This is a genomic window from Paenibacillus sp. FSL H8-0280 (assembly GCF_045040665.1).
In the GTDB taxonomy this organism is placed as follows: Bacteria; Bacillota; Bacilli; order Paenibacillales; family Paenibacillaceae; genus Paenibacillus; species Paenibacillus xylanexedens_A.
Genome location: NZ_CP150296.1, coordinates 4605334 through 4623670, shown reverse-complemented (window position 1 = coordinate 4623670; position 18337 = coordinate 4605334). Strand labels below are relative to the sequence as shown.

General features: G+C 47.2%; 16 protein-coding genes. 15 read left to right on the top strand and 1 reads right to left on the bottom strand.

The genetic code is table 11. The features are described 5' to 3' along the window. Positions 1 to 75 precede the first annotated feature (75 nt). From def to spoVM, 10 genes are all read left to right on the top strand, one after another. Positions 76 to 564: a peptide deformylase gene (gene def / locus MHI12_RS20240; RefSeq protein ID WP_017687449.1), complete on the top strand. Its 489-nt coding sequence runs from the start codon at positions 76 to 78 to the stop codon at positions 562 to 564. A 12-nt stretch (positions 565 to 576) separates the two neighbouring features. Continuing rightward, positions 577 to 1530 (top strand): methionyl-tRNA formyltransferase, encoded by a 954-nt coding sequence (gene fmt, locus MHI12_RS20235; protein ID WP_405170158.1) that lies wholly within the window; start codon positions 577 to 579, stop codon positions 1528 to 1530. Then, positions 1527 to 3005 (top strand): 16S rRNA (cytosine(967)-C(5))-methyltransferase RsmB, encoded by a 1479-nt coding sequence (gene rsmB / locus MHI12_RS20230; protein ID WP_405170157.1) that lies wholly within the window; start codon positions 1527 to 1529, stop codon positions 3003 to 3005. Before fmt ends, rsmB begins: the two co-directional genes overlap by 4 nt. A 252-nt stretch (positions 3006 to 3257) precedes the next feature. Next, the gene (rlmN, locus tag MHI12_RS20225; RefSeq protein WP_017687452.1) at positions 3258 to 4298 is read left to right on the top strand and encodes a 23S rRNA (adenine(2503)-C(2))-methyltransferase RlmN; all 1041 of its coding nucleotides are present in this window, start codon (positions 3258 to 3260) and stop codon (positions 4296 to 4298) included. Positions 4299 to 4305: 7 nt separating this feature from the next. After that, positions 4306 to 5082, top strand: a complete 777-nt coding sequence (locus tag MHI12_RS20220) for a Stp1/IreP family PP2C-type Ser/Thr phosphatase (protein WP_036614606.1) — start codon at positions 4306 to 4308, stop codon at positions 5080 to 5082. Next, positions 5079 to 7289, top strand: coding sequence for a Stk1 family PASTA domain-containing Ser/Thr kinase (gene pknB, locus MHI12_RS20215; protein ID WP_405170156.1), 2211 nt, complete (start codon positions 5079 to 5081; stop codon positions 7287 to 7289). The genes MHI12_RS20220 and pknB overlap by 4 nt, the downstream gene beginning before the upstream one ends. A 61-nt stretch (positions 7290 to 7350) precedes the next feature. After that, entirely contained in the window at positions 7351 to 8259 is a 909-nt protein-coding gene (rsgA, locus tag MHI12_RS20210; protein WP_017687455.1) for a ribosome small subunit-dependent GTPase A, read from the top strand. A 1-nt stretch (position 8260) separates the two neighbouring features. Further along, positions 8261 to 8920, top strand: a complete 660-nt coding sequence (rpe, locus tag MHI12_RS20205; RefSeq protein WP_017687456.1) for a ribulose-phosphate 3-epimerase — start codon at positions 8261 to 8263, stop codon at positions 8918 to 8920. A 3-nt stretch (positions 8921 to 8923) separates the two neighbouring features. Beyond that, on the top strand, positions 8924 to 9175 hold the full coding sequence (locus MHI12_RS20200; RefSeq protein ID WP_047843680.1) for a hypothetical protein: 252 nt from the start codon (positions 8924 to 8926) through the stop codon (positions 9173 to 9175). Between the two features lie 167 nt (positions 9176 to 9342). Further along, positions 9343 to 9423, top strand: coding sequence for a stage V sporulation protein SpoVM (spoVM, locus tag MHI12_RS20195; RefSeq protein WP_019424875.1), 81 nt, complete (start codon positions 9343 to 9345; stop codon positions 9421 to 9423). A gap of 194 nt (positions 9424 to 9617) precedes the next feature. Here the strand turns inward: spoVM and rpmB are convergent, their stop codons facing one another. After that, positions 9618 to 9806, bottom strand: coding sequence for a 50S ribosomal protein L28 (rpmB, locus tag MHI12_RS20190; protein WP_017687459.1), 189 nt, complete (start codon positions 9804 to 9806; stop codon positions 9618 to 9620). Positions 9807 to 10443: 637 nt separating this feature from the next. On the opposite strand from rpmB, the gene MHI12_RS20185 reads away from it, so the two are divergent. The 5 genes from MHI12_RS20185 to MHI12_RS20165 all read left to right on the top strand — a co-directional run bounded on the left by MHI12_RS20185 (position 10444) and on the right by MHI12_RS20165 (position 18330). Then, positions 10444 to 12255 (top strand): DAK2 domain-containing protein, encoded by a 1812-nt coding sequence (locus MHI12_RS20185; protein WP_405170155.1) that lies wholly within the window; start codon positions 10444 to 10446, stop codon positions 12253 to 12255. Between the two features lie 76 nt (positions 12256 to 12331). Beyond that, positions 12332 to 13195 carry a DegV family protein gene (locus MHI12_RS20180; protein ID WP_405170154.1) on the top strand — a complete coding sequence of 288 codons (864 nt, stop codon included), beginning with the start codon at positions 12332 to 12334 and terminating at the stop codon, positions 13193 to 13195. Between the two features lie 10 nt (positions 13196 to 13205). Further along, entirely contained in the window at positions 13206 to 15251 is a 2046-nt protein-coding gene (gene recG, locus MHI12_RS20175; RefSeq protein ID WP_405170153.1) for an ATP-dependent DNA helicase RecG, read from the top strand. A 115-nt stretch (positions 15252 to 15366) separates the two neighbouring features. Next, positions 15367 to 15654: a stage VI sporulation protein F gene (locus MHI12_RS20170; RefSeq protein WP_036614589.1), complete on the top strand. Its 288-nt coding sequence runs from the start codon at positions 15367 to 15369 to the stop codon at positions 15652 to 15654. A gap of 1023 nt (positions 15655 to 16677) precedes the next feature. Next, positions 16678 to 18330, top strand: a complete 1653-nt coding sequence (locus MHI12_RS20165; protein WP_405173028.1) for a LytS/YhcK type 5TM receptor domain-containing protein — start codon at positions 16678 to 16680, stop codon at positions 18328 to 18330. Positions 18331 to 18337 lie beyond the last annotated feature (7 nt).

Below are 18337 nucleotides of genomic sequence, written 5' to 3'. Positions count from 1 at the left end.
ATAGATTAAAATGAATACCCCAAAATACAGATATCGTCCTGAAATTATGATGAGGATTAGGAAGGTGCTTACAACATGTCGATTCGCATTATCGTGCAAGAACCAGATGAGGTGCTCCACAAGAGAGCCAAAGAAGTAACCAAAATTACACCAAATGTACAAAAATTGCTGGATGATATGGCTGATACCATGTACGATGCAGAAGGTGTGGGTCTTGCTGCGCCACAGGTTGGTATTTTGAAACGTCTGATTGTTATTGACGCAGGTGATGAGCAAGGGCTGATCAAGATGATTAACCCGGAGATCATTGCAAGTGAGGGAGAACAATTTGGACCGGAAGGTTGTCTGAGTATCCCTGGAATTAATGGTGATGTTCGCCGTTTCGAGACCGTTACAGTTAAAGGTCTGGATCGTGAAGGTAAAGAGCTGATTATTACGGGTAGTGGCTTGCTGTCCCGTGCATTCCAGCATGAGATTGATCATCTGGATGGCGTACTCTTTACGGATGTCGCCGAGAAAGTGTACGAAATTGCAGCCGATCAAACGGGACCGCGTCGTAATTAAGGAGTGATCGATTTGAATATTGTTTTTATGGGAACACCTGAATTTGCAGTTCCTTCTCTCGATATGCTGATGGCAGAGGGATACAATGTGGTGGGTGTGGTGACTCAGCCTGATAAACCACAAGGACGCAAAAAAGTACTTACGCCAACACCGGTTAAGGCCGCGGCAGAACGCCACGGTCTGCCGGTGTTTCAACCTGTTAAATTGCGTGATCCGGAAGCGGTATCCCGCTTGGCTGAATGGAAGCCGGATCTGATCGTAACCGCGGCCTTTGGACAGATTCTGCCCAAAGCCGTGCTGGATATGCCTGTTCGTGGTTGTGTGAACGTGCACGGCTCTCTTTTACCGAAATATCGGGGAGGAGCCCCGATTCAACGTTCCATTATTAACGGGGAATCCGTGACAGGAGTCACATTGATGTATATGGCTGAAGGCTTGGACACCGGAGATATGATTTCGCGTGTGGAACTGCCAATTACGGATGAAGATACATCAGGATCGATGTTTGATAAATTAAGTGAGGCTGGTTCCAAACTGCTTCAGGCAGAAATGCCACGATTGATTGCAGGCGAGACAACGGCGGTCCCTCAGGATGATGCCGAGGCTTCGTATGCTCGCAATCTGACTCGGGATGACGAGAAAATGGACTGGAGTCGTACTTCACGTGAACTGTTCAATCAGATTCGTGGTCTAGTGCCGTTCTCCGGTGCATTTACGATGTGGGATGATCAGGTCTTCAAAGTATGGGCTGCGGCTAATCCCGATCAGGTGGACCTGGCAACTTCTTCGGATGCTGGACAAGCAGAGCCGGGAACGGTGCTGCAATTGAACAAGGCAGGGATTGAAGTCCGCACAGGCAATGGGTCTCTCTGGTTGACTGAAGTGCAACCTGCAGGTAAAAAGGTGATGCAGGCCGCTGACTTTGCTCGCGGTGGTACACTGAAACCTGGAACGGTGCTGCGATGAGCGGTAACATACCAGGTCGTTCGTCAGGAAAAGGCCAGAAAGCTAATGGAAATGCATCCGGACGTGAAGGAAACCGTCGTCCGAATTCGGGTAAATCGGGTGGTGCATCGCGCTCCCAGCAACCCAAAACATCTGCTCGTACATTGGCAGTCAAGGTTCTGAGTGCTGTTGAGCAAGATGGAGCATACAGTAATCTGGAGTTGAACCGCCGTCTGAAAGAGGCGGATCTAAGCCCCGCAGATGCTGGACTAGCTACCGAATTGGTGTATGGAACAATCGCCAGATTGAATACACTTGATTATTTTCTGGAACGTTACGTCGCCAAAGGAGTATCCAAACTGCAACCATGGGTTCGTAGCCTGCTGCGAATCAGCGTATATCAGATGATATACCTGGATCGTATTCCGGAGCATGCCGTGGTGAGCGAAGCGGTTAATCTGGCCAAGAAACTGGGCCATCAGGGAATCTCGGGTATGGTGAATGGAGTGCTTCGCAATATGATCCGCAATCGGGATGAACTTCGTATTCCAGAACATTTGCCCGTTGCCGAACGTATTTCACTGGAGCATTCCCACCCGTTATGGATGGTTGAACGCTGGATTGCCCAGTACGGCGAAGAGACGGCGGAAGCGATCTGTCGTGCGAATAATGAGCCGCCAGCGGTGAGTGTCCGGGTCAACACAACAATGACCACACGGGAGAAACTGATGCATGAGATGACCAGTACAGGTGCAGTCGTTGAAGCTTCTCAGCTGAGTTCCGATGGAATTCTTGTACGTAGTGGCGGAAACATGGCTCTAACGTCCTGGTATCGGGACGGGTTGTTCTCTGTACAGGACGAAAGTTCCATGCTTGTCGCTGAAGCAGTTTCGCCAGAAGTAGACCAACTTGTATTGGATTGCTGCGCAGCTCCAGGTGGTAAAACAGCTCACATGGCTGAGAAAATGCAGGATCGCGGTCGTATTGTCGCCAATGATGTACATGCTCACAAGCGCCAGCTGATCCTGGATCAGGCGGAGCGTCTCGGTCTGAGCTGTATCGATGCTGTAACTGGAGATGCGCTAGACCTGAATGAACGGTACCCGGAAGCGTCGTTTGACCGCATTTTGCTGGATGCACCATGTTCAGGTCTGGGTGTTATTCGTCGCAAGCCTGATGTGAAATGGACCAAAACCGTAAAAGATATCGAAGATATCGCAGGCTTGCAACGTGAATTGCTTGATCAGGTTGCGCCGTTGTTAAAACCAGGTGGTATTCTGGTGTATAGTACGTGTACGATTGAGCCTGCTGAGAATGAGGATATGGTTGCAGACTTCTTGAATCGACATCCGGAATATAGTCCAGCAGAAACATCCGTCTGGTCTGAATCGGAGACAGCGAACTTGAAGGTTGTGAATGGTGGTATTCAGATTTTGCCACAATACGCTCACAGCGACGGATTTTTCATCGCACGGTTGACAAAAACAGCGAAATAACAGTTTAATAGAGCACGGAAGTATGACCGCCGAGGGGAACTTCGGCGGATTTCTTTGTGATGGGACTACGATATAATTGTCAGAGAATGTGATGACAGGGTGCGATGGCGGCATTGAGATGTTATAATGCATGAAGTACAGATATCAAGGGTATACATGGATGTAACGTGGTCTTTGTGATAGAATAGGACGAATGGAACGAAAAGAAGGAAGCCAACGAAAAGAAAAGAAGGAATAGGTGTTGACAACAAAATGAAACCTTTTATATATGATTATTCTCTGGAACAACTGCAGCAATGGGCTGTGGAGAATGGGGAGCCGGCGTTTCGCGGTGGCCAAATCTTTGACTGGATTTATGTAAAACGCGTGAATGATTTCAGTGAAATGACCAATCTGTCCAAGCCGTTGCGTGAAAAACTGACAGAGCAATTTGAATTCGTAACGCTTAAGGAAATTACCAAGTTTGAATCCAAGGATGGAACGGTTAAATTCCTCTTTGGTCTTCATGATGATCATGCCATTGAGACAGTAATCATGAAGCATAACTACGGGAACAGCATCTGCGTAACCACACAGGTTGGTTGTCGTATTGGTTGTACGTTTTGTGCATCCACATTGGGTGGTCTCAAGCGTAACCTTACGGCTGGGGAGATTGTTGCCCAGGTTGTGCAGGCTCAGAAAATTCTGGATGAACGCAACGAGCGTGTCAGCAGCATCGTGATCATGGGTTCAGGTGAACCTTTCGAAAACTATGAAGCTACGATGACTTTCCTGCGCATTATGATTCATGAAAAAGGGCTGAACATCGGTCAGCGTCACATCACGGTATCCACGAGCGGAATCGTTCCGAACATCTACAAGTTTGCAGATGAAGATACACAGATTAACCTCGCCATTTCGATCCATGCACCAAATGATGCACTGCGTTCGAAATTGATGCCGGTTAACCGTCGTTTTCCTTTTGAAGACGTGATGGAGTCCCTTCGTTATTATCTGGCCAAAACAGGTCGGAGAATTACGTTCGAGTATGCACTTATTGGTGGGGTAAACGACCAGCCAGAGCATGCAGCAGAACTGGCAAGTGTGCTTAAGAACATGTTGTGCCACGTGAATCTGATTCCGGTTAACCATGTACCTGAACGCAAATACGTAAGAACATCGAGAAGCGACATTTTCAATTTTCAGAAGATTCTCTCGGAACAGGGTGTTAATGTAACCATTCGTCGTGAACAGGGACATGATATTGCTGCCGCTTGCGGTCAGCTTCGTGCAAAGCATATGGAGTTGAGGTGAGAACGTTTTGATCAAAACAGTTCATGTGAGCCATATCGGACGAGTGCGTTCGGTGAATGAAGATTCAGCCTGGATTCGTAATCTCGATACAGGATATATTCTGGGTATTGTTGCCGATGGCATGGGTGGACATCTTGCAGGGGATACGGCAAGCCGCTTGGCAGTAGAGACGTTGGTGAAAGATCTGGGAACACTGGAACCAGGTCTGTCACATGCGTCTCTGTCTGCGGCTCTCAGCGATGCTATTTTGCATGCCAACGAAGTTATCTTCCGCACGGCATCAACAGATGACAAGTATCACAACATGGGAACAACGGTAGTTGCGGCTTTATTGAACGATACGGAAGGTGTTATTGGACACATCGGTGATAGCAGAGCCTACAAAATTGCGAACAAAGCTGTGATCCAGCTAACCGAGGACCATACACTGGTGAATGAATTGTTCAAAAATGGTCAGATTAGCAAAGAGGATGTGTCCCATCATCCACGTCGCAACGTACTAACTCGTGCGCTTGGAACAGATGCCGAGGTGAAGGTAGATCTGGATACCGTCAAGCTGGAGGAAGGCGAAGTTCTTCTCCTGTGCAGTGATGGTCTCAGTAACCTGGTCAGCAATGAGCAGATTATTCAGGTTGCCGGCAATCTGGAACTGGCATTGGAAGATCGTGCAGACCGACTGCTTCAGTTGGCTTTACTTGCTGGGGGAGACGACAACATCACGGTTGCTTTGTTCGAGTTGCAGAGGGAAGGTTCCGTGGATACGGAAACGGGGTGTGAGTCATGATTGGGCACCAGCTAGGCGGACGCTATGAAGTGATTGAGCGTGTCGGCGGTGGCGGCATGGCTCTTGTGTACAAAGCCCAGGATCTTCTGTTGAACCGGAATGTAGCGATCAAAGTCCTTAGACAACAGTTTGTGCATGACGAAGAATTTATTCGCCGTTTCCGCAGGGAAGCACAATCGGCAGCATCGCTGTCTCATCCGAATGTAGTCAGTATTTATGACGTGGGGCAGGAAGATGACGTTCATTATATTGTCATGGAGTATGTGGAAGGCAAAAACCTGAATGAAATTATTAAAGAACGTGCCCCTCTGCAGGTGGACGAATCGGTGCGAATCGCTTCCCAGATTGCAGATGCTCTTGATCATGCACATCATAATCAAATCATTCATCGGGATATCAAACCTCACAATATATTAATTGGCCGGAATGGCCGCGTGAAGGTAACGGATTTCGGAATCGCTCGTGCCGTTACATCTACAACGATTACGCAGACGGGTTCTGTAGTTGGTTCTGTACATTACTTCTCACCGGAGCATGCCAAAGGCATCGTTACTGGTGAAAAATCGGACTTATATTCTCTTGGAATCGTACTTTACCAAATGCTTACCGGGCAACTTCCGTTTCTGGGTGAAAGTCCAATCAGTGTGGCATTGAAGCATTTGCAGGAAGAGTTCGATGAACCACGCAAATTCAATCCATTGATTCCGCAAAGTGTGGAAAATGTCATCTTAAAATCCATGCGTAAAAATCCGCAGGAACGTTATCAGTCAGCCAAAGAAATGCAGACCGATCTGGAAACTTGCCTGATGCCGGAGAGACGGAATGAAACGAAGATTGATTTTCCGGATGAGGATGATATAGACCAGACTCGCGTTATGCCAGCGATCAAGCCTGAACCTCGCGGAGTTACATCGACGGGTGCAGTGCCTGTGATGGAGTCTGACGAAGAAACTGGCAAGGGTAAGGCAAAATCCAAGAGCTGGAAGAAGCCAGCTCTACTCATCTCATTAACTGTTCTTATTCTAATCGCCATGGTGGGCGTTGTATGGTATGTCAAGGGGATGCTGGTTGTACCTGAAGTAACCGTGCCTAACGTGATCACCCAGACGGAAGAAAAGGCGCGGGAAATGCTTGAGGAGAAAGGACTCGTCGTCAGTGATGAGGTCATCCGTCTGTACCAGGAAGGTGTCGAACCCGGTATCGTCTATGCACAGAGCAGAAAAGAAGGCGATGTTGTCAAAGAAGGATCCGAGGTCCAGATCAGTGTTGGTGCAGAAAAAGAACTTTTGAAGATGATTGATGTCAAACAAGTAACTTATGATGAGGCTGTCAAGAAGCTGACTGCTCTTGGTATTAAGGAAGATCAGATTCAGCGGAAAGATGACTTCTCCAATGATGTGGCTTCAGGTTCTGTTATTTCCCAGACACCGGGTGTCAATGAGGAATTCGACCCAGAGACAGTTCAGATTGAGTTAACCGTAAGTAAAGGTGCTGAAACAGTCAAAATGCCTGATCTGAAAAATCTTACCCGCAGTGAAGCCGAAGAAAAACTTAAATCTGCTGGACTGGAACTTGCTCAGGTGCAGGAAGAACTAAGTTATACGGTGGAAAAGGGCAAAGTGACGCAGCAATGGCCTGTGGAAGCGGGCGCAGACGTACGTCCTGGCGATAAGATTACGATCTTTATCAGCACAGGGTATCCGCCTGAAGCGCTGCAATATGCTTTTGATATCATTGTATCACCCAAAGAAGATGGAAAAAACAGTAAAATCCGTATCACATATGAAGATGCACGTGGCAAGAATCAGGAATGGGGAACACGCACTGTGAACTCAACCCAGACCTTGACCATTCCACTTGTGCTCGCTCCAAATGAAAATGGGGCTGTGTCCGTATATCGTGATGGACAGTTCCTGGATACGTATCTTGTCTCCTACAGTGAAGCCAAAAACGGAACAGTAAACGTTCCTTCCATTGACCCGGAACAAAGCACTGAGACGCCGCCAGAAAATGAGCCTGATCCAGGTGAAGGTAGCGTTGATGAGGGAAGTGTTGATCCCAATCAGGAAGGTGAACCTGAGTCCACACCGGCAGACGGTGAAGGTGACAGCGTAGATGAGGACACTTCTGCCATGAATAATGGTAAGGGGCACGGCAAGGAAAAAGAGAAGAAAAAGGAAGTCATTAACGCATCAAGCCGTCCATAAGGGCGGCTTATGCTGGCGTCTGGAGTAAATGTACCACCATCTAAAGGAGGGCGTCGGAGCTATGCCAGAAGGTATCATCGTTAAAGCGCTAAGCGGTTACTATTATGTCATGCCAGTGGAAGACAACGGGGTTCCTTCGGTTGAAGGTTCCGCCGTTCAATGTCGAGCCAGAGGTATCTTCAGAAAGCGGGGAACATCACCGCTTGTAGGTGATCGCGTCAGCTACATGTTGACTGAGAACGGAGAAGGAACGGTAGATGAAATTCGGAAGCGTGAGACGGAACTTATCCGTCCTCCTGTGGCCAATGTAAGTTTGGCTGTTCTCGTGTTCTCTGTGAAGGAACCGGATATGAACCTGAACCTGTTGGACAAGTTCCTTGTTCACATCGAGCAGGCGGGGCTGGATGCACTCATTGTGTTAACCAAACTCGACTTGGCTGATCCAGCCAAAGACACTGTGGCTGAAGTGAAAGCATTGTATGAACAGGTTGGTTATGAAGTAATCTCCACAAGTTCACGTACCGGTGAAGGCAGTGAATTGCTCAGAGACCGTCTGGCTGGTAAGATCAGCGTATTCTCCGGACAATCCGGTGTAGGCAAGTCTTCGATGTTAAATGCATTGATGCCGGGCCTGACGCTGGAGACAAATGCGATCAGCATGCGTCTAGGACGAGGGAAACACACCACCAGGCACGTGGAGCTTATTCCGTTGGATAATGGTGGATTTGTTGCGGATACGCCAGGATTCAGCCAACTGGACTTTCTGGAGATCGGTGTGGAGGAACTCTCCACTTGTTTCCGGGAATTCGCCCAGTTTGCAGATCAGTGCAAATTCCGAGGTTGTACCCATACACATGAACCAGGCTGTCGTGTGCTTGCGGCCAAGGAGGAAGGTCTGATCTCCGAAAGCCGATATCAGCACTATGTGCTGTTCCTGACCGAAATGAAAGATAAGAAGCGGAGGTATTAACATGATTAAAATTGCCCCATCGATATTATCAGCTGATTTTGCCCGTCTTGGTGCGGAAGTTGCAGAAGCCCAAGCTGCAGGAGGAGACTGGATTCATGTTGACGTTATGGACGGTCATTTCGTCCCTAATATTACGCTTGGACCTGCGATTGTGAAGGCGATTGCTCCACATACAAGCTTGCCGCTCGATGTGCATTTGATGATTGAGAATCCGGAGCGTTATGTTGAGGAATTTGCCAAAGCGGGTGCAGCGGTAATTACCGTTCATGCTGAGGCTTGTGTGCATTTGCACCGCGTTATTCATCTAATTAAGGAACAGGGAGTGAAGGCAGGAGTAGCCCTTAATCCGGGAACGCCAGCGTCTGCCATTCTCGAAGTTCTGGATGATGTGGACATGGTTCTTGTTATGACGGTCAATCCTGGATTTGGTGGACAGGCATTTATCTCGGGTACGATGAACAAAATCAAGCAGATTCGTACCTGGTTGAACGAAAAGGGACGCCATGATGTACATATCGAAGTAGATGGCGGAATTGCTGCCGATACAGCCCCGCTTGTGGTGGAAGCCGGAGCAGATGTGCTCGTTGCTGGGAGTGCCGTATTTGGCCGTGAGGATCGCGCTGCCGCGATTACTGAAATTCGCCGTAGCTACGGAGGCTGATCTATGACCCTCAAGGAGACACTGTGGACGATGGCTGCGAGTCTCGTGACGGGACTTGTGCTTGCTTTGTTTGCGGTTATTCAATCCCCGTTCAATGCTATTACGTCATTAATCGGGGTAGGCGTTGTTATTATGTATTTCCGCAAATTTGATCGTACGGGACATCGGGTTACTTTTGTCATATTCGGCATACTGTATTATTTACTGAGTGTTTTCATGATCGCTGCCTATCAATATATTCCTGCCCAAACGTAAATGACCTGATCTTCGGGCTTGTCATTGTGGAATAGGGATCGAAGGTTCCGCATAAATATGGTTACATGAGCAGGTTTCTCATGTAGCCTTTTTTGTCGTGTTTGAGGTAAAGAAGGCCTGAAGCATAGGATACGGCGGACGCATGAGCATGATGGGGAGGGTGAATTATGAAATTTTACACATTCAAACTGCCGAAGTTTTTGGGAGGGTTTGTAAAGGCGATTCTTAATACGTTTCAAAAGAACTGATCCGATTGATAAGGTAACAGGGAATACCGCCGCTTCGGCTCAGGCTTATCTGGAATTCGTACCTGCGAAGCGCCATGCGGCGGCCATTCACATGTTAATGAGCGTATTCAAGAATCCCTTTTTTGAATACCAAAAAAGCACCTGCAAGGAACAAGGTGCTTTTTGCTTACCCGATTTATAGTAGCTTTGCGTGATTATACGCGAGTCACTTTACCGGCTTTCAGTGCACGGGTGCTTACGTATACACGTTTTGGTTTGCCGTCAACGAGAATGCGGACCTTCTGAACGTTTACGCCCCAAGTACGACGGTTACGGTTGTTAGCGTGGGATACGTGGTTACCGGTGCCCGGTTTCTTACCTGTCACATAACATTTGCGAGACATAGATTACACCTCCTATCCTAAAATAACCAGTTGCCTTCAGAAACGAAAAGTCATTCCATAAGGACTAAATTGTTCTTCCTGATCATAAAGATCAGGTTTCAGTAGCTAATGGCGTTGTTTAAGCCGGCATGAACCGGATCATTTCCATTACTTAACCTGCATAAAACAATACTTGAATATAATATCATAATTAAAAAAGCTTCGTCAACTGATCCAAAAACTTTATTTATTTCTCCTGTCTAATATAGTACAATGTTGAGTAGTCCATAATACAGTGGTGAACAGGCTGTTGCCGCGAGGAAGTCGGAGAATAAACCGTACTTAGAGGTCGGTGGTCTGCTTTTTGGCAACGCTGTGAGCTGCGGCATTCCATCATTGGCACCAGTCTCCATGCGGCATTCATGCCGGCTCTTGATACCGGTGCATATCCGTATGCCCCGAAGTTAGGGGTGCAGAGAGTGCAGGATATTGGTAGCCCGGCCGCCCAGACCGTTAATCCGGCTGACATGTTGTATTGTATGCCTGTGCCGGACAAGGTATGGACGAAGAATAACGCAGTCCGCGTTAGCGCATGAACAGACCAGACACATCTTGGTGCAAGGTGTTCGTGTATCAAGCTAGGAAGGGGAATTCTCACTTGAGTATACGTTCTTTAAATGGAACAGATTTCACCGCAATGGTACTTGCCGGAGCGGAACAACTTGGACAGCATGCAGAGCACGTCAATTCCCTGAATGTTTTCCCTGTGCCGGATGGTGACACGGGAACGAACATGAATTTGACAATGAGTGCAGGAGTTGCAGAGATTAAAAGAAAAAGTTCTGCCTCCATCGGCGAAGCTGCCGGTATTCTATCGAAAGGCCTGCTTATGGGCGCACGGGGGAATTCAGGAGTTATTCTGTCGCAATTGTTCCGTGGTTTTAGTCGTTCAGCTGCTCCCTATGAGGAACTGAATACGCTCCAATTTGCAGCAGCCCTGCAGAACGGTGTTGACGCAGCTTACAAAGCAGTCGTAAAGCCCGTTGAAGGGACCATTCTTACCGTAGCCAAGGAAGCGGCGAAACATGCCAACTACTATGCAAGACGGACGAATGATATTACTGAATTAATGAATGAAGTTTTGTTAAAAGCAAAAGAAGCACTGGCAATGACTCCGGAATTACTGCCTGTACTGAAACAGGTTGGTGTTGTGGATTCAGGTGGTCAGGGGCTTGTATATATCTACGAGGGCTTTATGGAAGTATTGCTGCAAAGTGACGGAGGGAGTCGTACTTCACTGAACAAAGAAGTAACCCCATCCGTGGCAGCATCTGCTTTGAAACCGGCTGCACCGACAGAAGTGGATATCAAGAAGCCTGCACAGCAGCAGGTGATTGCGCCGGAGATGCCATTGTCTGCTCAGGCGAGACTGGAAACGGAAGATATTGAATTCCTGTATGATATGGAATTCTTCATTAATCGTGAGCTTGGAGAGAACGCAGGAGTGGCATTTGATGATGAAGCATTCCGGAAAGCGTTATCAGTTAATGGAGATTCGATCATTATCATTGCCGATGATGAAGTCATCAAAGTTCATGTCCATTCCAAGACACCAGGCGATGTATTAAACTTGGCGCTGCATTATGGTGAGATTACACAGATTCATATTCTCAATATGCGTGAACAGCATCGAGATCTCCTCACAGCAGGCATGGACATTGCTCCATCACCTGAATTGTTTGCAGAGATTCCACCTGAGGCAGCGCGCAGTATGGAAGAGGCTGTGCTTCCTGCAGATGAGATGGCACCGTATGGTTTTATTGCAGTATCCTCCGGTGACGGTATTGCAGAGATTTTCCAAAGTCTTGGCGTTGATGTGGTTCTGTCCGGTGGACAGACGATGAATCCGAGTACTGAGGATTTTGTAAAAGCCGTTCGTTCCATTGCTGCGGAGCAGGTATTTATACTCCCGAATAACTCGAATATTGTACTGGCTGCGGAGCAGGCTCGTGAATTGCTTGAAGATGAGCGCCGGATTACGGTTATTCCAAGCAAGACCATTCCACAGGGAATGGCTGCTGCCTTTGCTTTCCAGGAAGATGAGTCTGCGGAAACAAACCGAGACCAAATGTTGGAGGCAATTAGCCGGGTACAGTCCGGTCAAGTGACTCATGCGGTTCGTGATACGCAATACGATGAATTAGATATCAAGGCGGGGCACTATATCGGTATTCATAACTCCAAAATTGTAGCGACGGATGAAACCATGCTTCAAGCATGTGAAGGTCTGCTCAAACAGATGATGGAGAGTGGAGATGAAGTGGTGACGATCCTTGAAGGGGACGAAGCTGACCCTGAGGTTACTGCTGCCCTCGCTGCATGGCTTGAAGTACAGTATCCTGATGCTGAGGTAGAGGTACATCGTGGAGGACAGCCTGTGTATTATTATTTGTTCTCCGTAGAGTCCTAATAAAGGTTGTTCAAAAAGTCTCTGGTTGACTTTTTGAACATGTACTTATAGCACTCTAGCGAAGAGGAGGAGAGTCATGAGCCACAAAGTTGCGATTGTAACAGACAGTACGGCGGATATTCCCGAAGAACTCATTCGCAAATACGGGATTCACATTGTTCCGCTGCGCCTTCTGTTCGGTGAAGAGACCTATGCAGATGGCGTTGATCTGACTTCGGAACAGTTCTATGAAAAATTGAAGAAGAGTTCTGTGTTGCCTACAACTTCACAGCCATCTCCAACCGATTTCATGAATGTATATCAGGCACTGCTTGATGAGAACCCGGAACGTCCGATTGTATCGATCCACCTGTCATCCGGCATGAGTGGTACCTATCAATCGGCCATGCTTGGCAAGTCTTTGCTGGAGCGTGAGGGTGACATCACCGTGCTGGATTCGAAGTCAGCTTCGTATGGATACGGTCTAATGGTGGTACAGGCTGCTGAACTTGCCGAACAGGGCAAGTCAGCAGGCGATATCGCTGCTGCTATTGAAGGGATGCAACAATCTCGCAAGTTGTTCTTTCTTGTAGATACTTTGGAGTATCTGCAAAAGGGCGGTCGGATTGGCAAAGCTTCAGCCATCTTGGGAACGTTGCTTAACATTAAGCCGATCCTGTCTATTGATGAAGAAGGCGTTATCTACGCAGTTGAGAAAGTCAGAGGTCATAAAAAAGCAATGGCACGCATTATTGAGCTGTTCCAGAAGGATCTTGCAGGCAAACGGGTTAACCTGGCGGTAGGTCATACCGCTGACCCGGGATCAGCGATCGCTTGTGCAGAGCAGCTGCGGGGTCATTTTACACTGAATGAAGTGATCTATACCAATATTGGAGCCGTAATAGGCAGTCATGTTGGACCTGGTGTCATTGCGATCTTTATGTGGCCTGTTCCGGAATGAGGGATTAGACATGAAATTGGAAGAAATATCAGTTAAGCAAATTAACGGCGTGAGTGCTCTCAAAGAGGGAGAGCTTCACGCCTTTGGCATCTCTACTGTTAAAGACCTGCTTGAATATTATCCGTTCCGTTACGAGGATTATCGTCTGCGTTCACTTAGTGAAGTGAAGGATGGGGACAAGATTACGGTCCAGGGACAGGTGATGGGTATTCCTGTATTACAACGATACGGTAAAAAGTCCCGTCTTACCTGTAAGATCATGACGGAAGAGTGGATGATTACAGCCACCTGGTTCAATCGCCATTTCCTCAAAGAACAACTTACCCCCAATCGGGAGATTGTGATTACAGGAAAATGGGAACAAAAACGCATGCAGATGACAGTAACTGACTCGGAGTTCCCTGATAAAGGCGATGGGCGTTCAGGTACATTGCAACCTGTATATTCGGTAACCGGCAAACTGACGCAACAATGGATGCGAAAAACGATCAATCAAGGGTTAATTCAATTCGGAGATATGATTCCTGAGATTCTGCCTCAGTCCTTGATGAAGAAATACAGTTTGATGCCTCGTAAACAAGCGATTGCTGGAATTCATCGTCCACAGGACAACCGGGAAGGTCAACAGGCCAGACAGCGGATGGTGTATGAAGAGCTGTTTCTGTTCCAGTTGAAAATGCAGGCGTATCGCGCGCTCAACCGGAATCGTATGGATGGTGTAGTGCATACCACGGACAATACGACGATTCGTGAGTTTGTACGCAGTTTACCTTTTGAACTGACAGATGCTCAGAAAAAGGTGGAGCTTGAAATTCTGCATGATATGCGTTCGCCCTATGCAATGAATCGGTTATTGCAGGGTGATGTAGGTTCGGGTAAAACGGTTATTGCGGCGATTGCGCTATACACAACTGTTCGATCTGGGCTCCAAGGGGCTCTGATGGTGCCTACGGAGATTCTGGCGGAACAGCATATGCGCTCACTTCAAAAGCTGTTTGAACCGTTTGGGGTAACCGTAGGGCTGTTAACGGGTAGTGTAAATGGACGCAAACGTAAAGATCTGATCGCCTCGTTGCAAATGGGCATGATTGATATCGTAGTGGGTACACACGCCCTGATTCAGGAAGATGTTTTCTTCCGTGATCTGGGCCTTGTGGTGACGGACGAGCAGCATCGCTTCGGTGTGAATCAGCGCAGCGTTTTACGACGCAAAGGATATAATCCGGATGTGTTAACGATGACGGCTACGCCAATTCCACGGACACTGGCGATTACGGCTTTTGGGGATATTGAAGTATCCACGATCTCAGAACGTCCTAAGGGACGGATTCCCATCTCTACGTATTGGGTTAAGCACGATATGATGGAGCGGGTGCTCGGGTTTATCTCCAGAGAAGTGGATCAGGGGCGTCAGGCTTATCTGATCTGTCCGCTCATTGAAGAGTCGGAGAAACTGGATGTGCAGAATGCCATTGATCTGCATGTGCAGATGCAGCAGAACTTTCCGAAATATCGTGTAGGTCTGCTGCATGGCCGGATGACGGCTGCGGAGAAAGAAGAGATGATGCGCGACTTCTACAGCAATGATATTCAGTTGCTCGTCTCCACCACCGTTGTGGAGGTTGGGGTCGATGTGCCAAATGCCACGTTGATGGTCATTATGGACGCGGACCGCTTCGGTCTTTCCCAGCTGCATCAGCTTCGTGGTCGGGTCGGTCGTGGTGCGCATGCTTCCTATTGTGTACTCATTGCTGATCCCAAGACGGAGGTTGGACAAGAACGTATGAAGGTCATGACGGAAACGGAGGATGGATTCGAGGTATCCAGGCGTGATCTGGATCTCCGGGGTCCGGGTGATTTCTTTGGTACCAAACAGAGCGGATTGCCCGAGTTCCGTCTTGCCGATATGGTTGCCGATTTTGCTGTGCTCGAACAAGCCAGAGATGACGTGACCCACTTAATTGAGGATGCGACCTTCTGGACCTCTATGGACTATGCACCTCTGCGTGATTTCCTACAGCAACAGCAAGTATTCAAGGGTGATCTGATTGACTAAAGCTTGCCATAATAGCGGGTTTTTCGTATTACCTTTGTAAAAAAAGACAAGTGTACAAGCCCTCCCGACATATGAATAAGAAGTGAGTTCATTCTTTTGGGAGGTGCTATACGTTTTGGGTTATCAACAATATGGAATTAGTCCGCAGCTGGTGGAGCGGATCAAATTAAAGATGAAAAATCCCGCTGTCAAAGAGCGTATCAAAAAGTTGATTGATGGCGTGACCAAGTCTGATCTGCAAGATAAGGCCAAGGTCAGAAGGTTGGTCAAGTCTTCGGCAGTCATTATGAATGAGAATTTCTCTCCGGCGCAGGAGGAGCAGTTTGTTGCTTTTGTGCTCGCGCAGAAGATTGATCCGAACAATACGTTTCATTTGATTAAGTTGTGGGGGATGTTTAGGTAGGGATTCTATGTAATGTTGGGTGGGGTAAAATGAACTACAGGGTGTTACACGTGACCACTCCGAGTGCAGTACCATCTTCCGATCGCTGTTATCCCCGGATTTTTTTGATTCCCTTTTCTAAAGGGTAAAATCCGGGGATAAAGGCGCACGCTTTGCTTCTTCAGATTGGTTCTGCACTCTCCGTTACTGTGTAACTGGGAGTTCACTTTATAAAACCAAATTACATCGAATGATTGTTTGGTATTGTAAAGAAGGGGTGTTCCATTAGTCATGTAGATGACATGATGGAACACCCTTTTTTGTGGTGAAGGCATGCTATAGAGGGTTTAGTTGGGCTTTAAATTGTGTTTATGTATTTTTATCCGCTGCACTCTTACTTTTATCCTGGAGAGAGCTGATGAATATTAAGGTTATGAGTAGAACTACAATTATAGTGCTGTTATAAGGATCTTCTTTCAGGATGTAGTCCTGTACAATTAAAGTCAGGATTGAGATAAATAAAATAATTTGCAGGACAAGTTTTGTTGATCGAGTAGGATCGTTGGATCGTCTGGAGACAGCATATAGGGTAAGCCATATTAGGCTAAAGAGCAGAAGTGAACCTAGGAGTAGAATGGCAAGCATGCATGAACACCTTTCTGTATTAATTTCATTGAATAATTGGAATAACATGACAACTAATTATAACATAGGTTCTTCTGGAGTCGGACATTTTCATAGAAGTTAAGGGATGAACTATGGTGTGAATGGTGTAATATAGTTGGTGTATTTTCACAGGATGGACTTTGCTTTCCTCCGGGGGTAGCGGTAAACTGTTGCATACGAGCATACGAGCATACGAGCATACGAGCATACGAGCATACGAGCATACGAGCATACGAGCATACGAACATACGAGCATACGAGCATACGAGCATACGAGCAGTAGGGATCGATGTCATGGATGTTTCGTCAAGAGTGTAGCGTGTCAGTATGCATTTATATTAGACAGATGTGGAGGAAGTACGATTGGAAATGTTTACGATGCTGCTGGGTTTATTTGAACGGGCGGCGCTGTTGATTATATTTTTATTCTTTCTGTCGAGGGTGCCGAGATTTAGGCAGATTCTGCAAAAGGGGAAATTAAGGTGGCAGGAGTCTATTGCGGTTACCTTTTTATTCTGTGCTTTTGCCATTTTCGGGACATATACGGGCATTAATGTTGAAGGTTCACTGGTGAACGTGCGGATCATCGCCGTGTTATCGGGTGGTATTTTGTTCGGAGCGCCTGTGGGTATTATTACGGGTATTGTCTCCGGGGTGCATCGGTATTTGATCGATATGGATGGAGTCACAGCTATACCGTGTCTAATCACGAGTATCTTGGCAGGTCTGGTCTCTGGATATATACATAAGTACACGCCCAAGCCTAAGCGATGGATCATCGGTATTGGTGCTGGAATGATCTGTGAAGCGCTCACGATGTTATTGATTCTGTTATTTTCCTATCCCGATCCACTGGGTGCCGACATTGTATCGAAGATTGCGCTGCCTATGATTCTGGGTGAAGTCAACATTGGGCTGATTGTGCTCTTGGTGCAAAGTGTTGAGGGGGAAAAGGAAATGATTGCGGCTCGTCAGGCGAAGCTGGCACTGGAGATTGCAAACAAAACCTTGCCGTATTTCCGTTCGATTGATGAGGATTCTCTGCGCAAAATTTGCCGGATTATTCAGGAGGATATTCAGGCCGATGCGGTTGCAATTACGGATACCCGGAATGTACTGGCTTATGTAGGATTTGGTGAGGAACGATATCATATCGGTAATGAAATTATAAGTGAGATGACCAAGAAGACGATATCCAGTGGGGAGATTACGATCAGTAATGATGTCATTGATGAAAAAACACCCGATATCCACTCGCTTTTAATCATTCCGCTCAAAGAACGAGGAGACATTACAGGCGCGCTCAAAATCTATTATCGCAAAGCGTACAAAATTACGTATCCATTACAAACGATGGCTGTAGGTCTGTCGCAGATCATCTCAACTCAGATGGAAGTATCGCGGGTAGAAGAGATCAAGGTTGCTGCCAACAAAGCAGAACTGCGTGCATTACAGACAACCATTCATCCTCATTTTCTATTTAATGCGTTAAATGCGATTGCTTCGTCCATCCGAACCAAACCGGATCGAGCGCGGGAGCTGATTGTAAACCTATCCGGGTACATGCGCTACAATCTGGAGCTGTCGGATGAGTTAATTGATATTCATAAGGAACTGGAGCAGGTCCGTAATTATGTGGAGATTGAGAAAGCTCGCTTTGGCAGCCGACTTAACGTGATCTATGACATTGATGAGGTCGCGGTGCATATTCCGAGCCTTGTCATCCAGCCGCTCGTGGAAAATGCAATTATTCATGGCATTCTCAAGGTGAAAGGACCCGGGACTGTTCGAATACGGGTACAGGATTATCCGGAGTTTGTGCGAATCAGTGTCAGTGATACAGGAGCAGGCATCAGTGCAGATATTATTGAACGTGTCTACCACGACCGTATGCCTGGTAACCAGATCGGGCTATATAATGTGCATCGCCGGGTCAAGCTTATCTACGGACAAGGTGTAACCATTACTAGGCTGGAACAAGGAACCGATATTTTATTTGATGTGCCCAAAGGAGATGTCGTAACAAGGTGATGATGGA

Excerpts from the sequence above, each read along its gene's own strand:
- MHI12_RS20180 (WP_405170154.1), top strand. The coding sequence starts at position 12,332 with ATGAGCCACAAAGTTGCGATTGTAACAGACAGTACGGCGGATATTCCC.
- rsmB (WP_405170157.1), top strand. The coding sequence starts at position 1,527 with ATGAGCGGTAACATACCAGGTCGTTCGTCAGGAAAAGGCCAGAAAGCT.
- spoVM (WP_019424875.1), top strand. The coding sequence starts at position 9,343 with ATGAAATTTTACACATTCAAACTGCCGAAGTTTTTGGGAGGGTTTGTA.
- rlmN (WP_017687452.1), top strand. The coding sequence starts at position 3,258 with ATGAAACCTTTTATATATGATTATTCTCTGGAACAACTGCAGCAATGG.
- def (WP_017687449.1), top strand. The coding sequence starts at position 76 with ATGTCGATTCGCATTATCGTGCAAGAACCAGATGAGGTGCTCCACAAG.
- MHI12_RS20200 (WP_047843680.1), top strand. The coding sequence starts at position 8,924 with ATGACCCTCAAGGAGACACTGTGGACGATGGCTGCGAGTCTCGTGACG.
- pknB (WP_405170156.1), top strand. The coding sequence starts at position 5,079 with ATGATTGGGCACCAGCTAGGCGGACGCTATGAAGTGATTGAGCGTGTC.
- recG (WP_405170153.1), top strand. The coding sequence starts at position 13,206 with ATGAAATTGGAAGAAATATCAGTTAAGCAAATTAACGGCGTGAGTGCT.
- rsgA (WP_017687455.1), top strand. The coding sequence starts at position 7,351 with ATGCCAGAAGGTATCATCGTTAAAGCGCTAAGCGGTTACTATTATGTC.
- rpmB (WP_017687459.1), bottom strand. The coding sequence starts at position 9,806 with ATGTCTCGCAAATGTTATGTGACAGGTAAGAAACCGGGCACCGGTAAC.
- rpe (WP_017687456.1), top strand. The coding sequence starts at position 8,261 with ATGATTAAAATTGCCCCATCGATATTATCAGCTGATTTTGCCCGTCTT.
- MHI12_RS20165 (WP_405173028.1), top strand. The coding sequence starts at position 16,678 with ATGCTGCTGGGTTTATTTGAACGGGCGGCGCTGTTGATTATATTTTTA.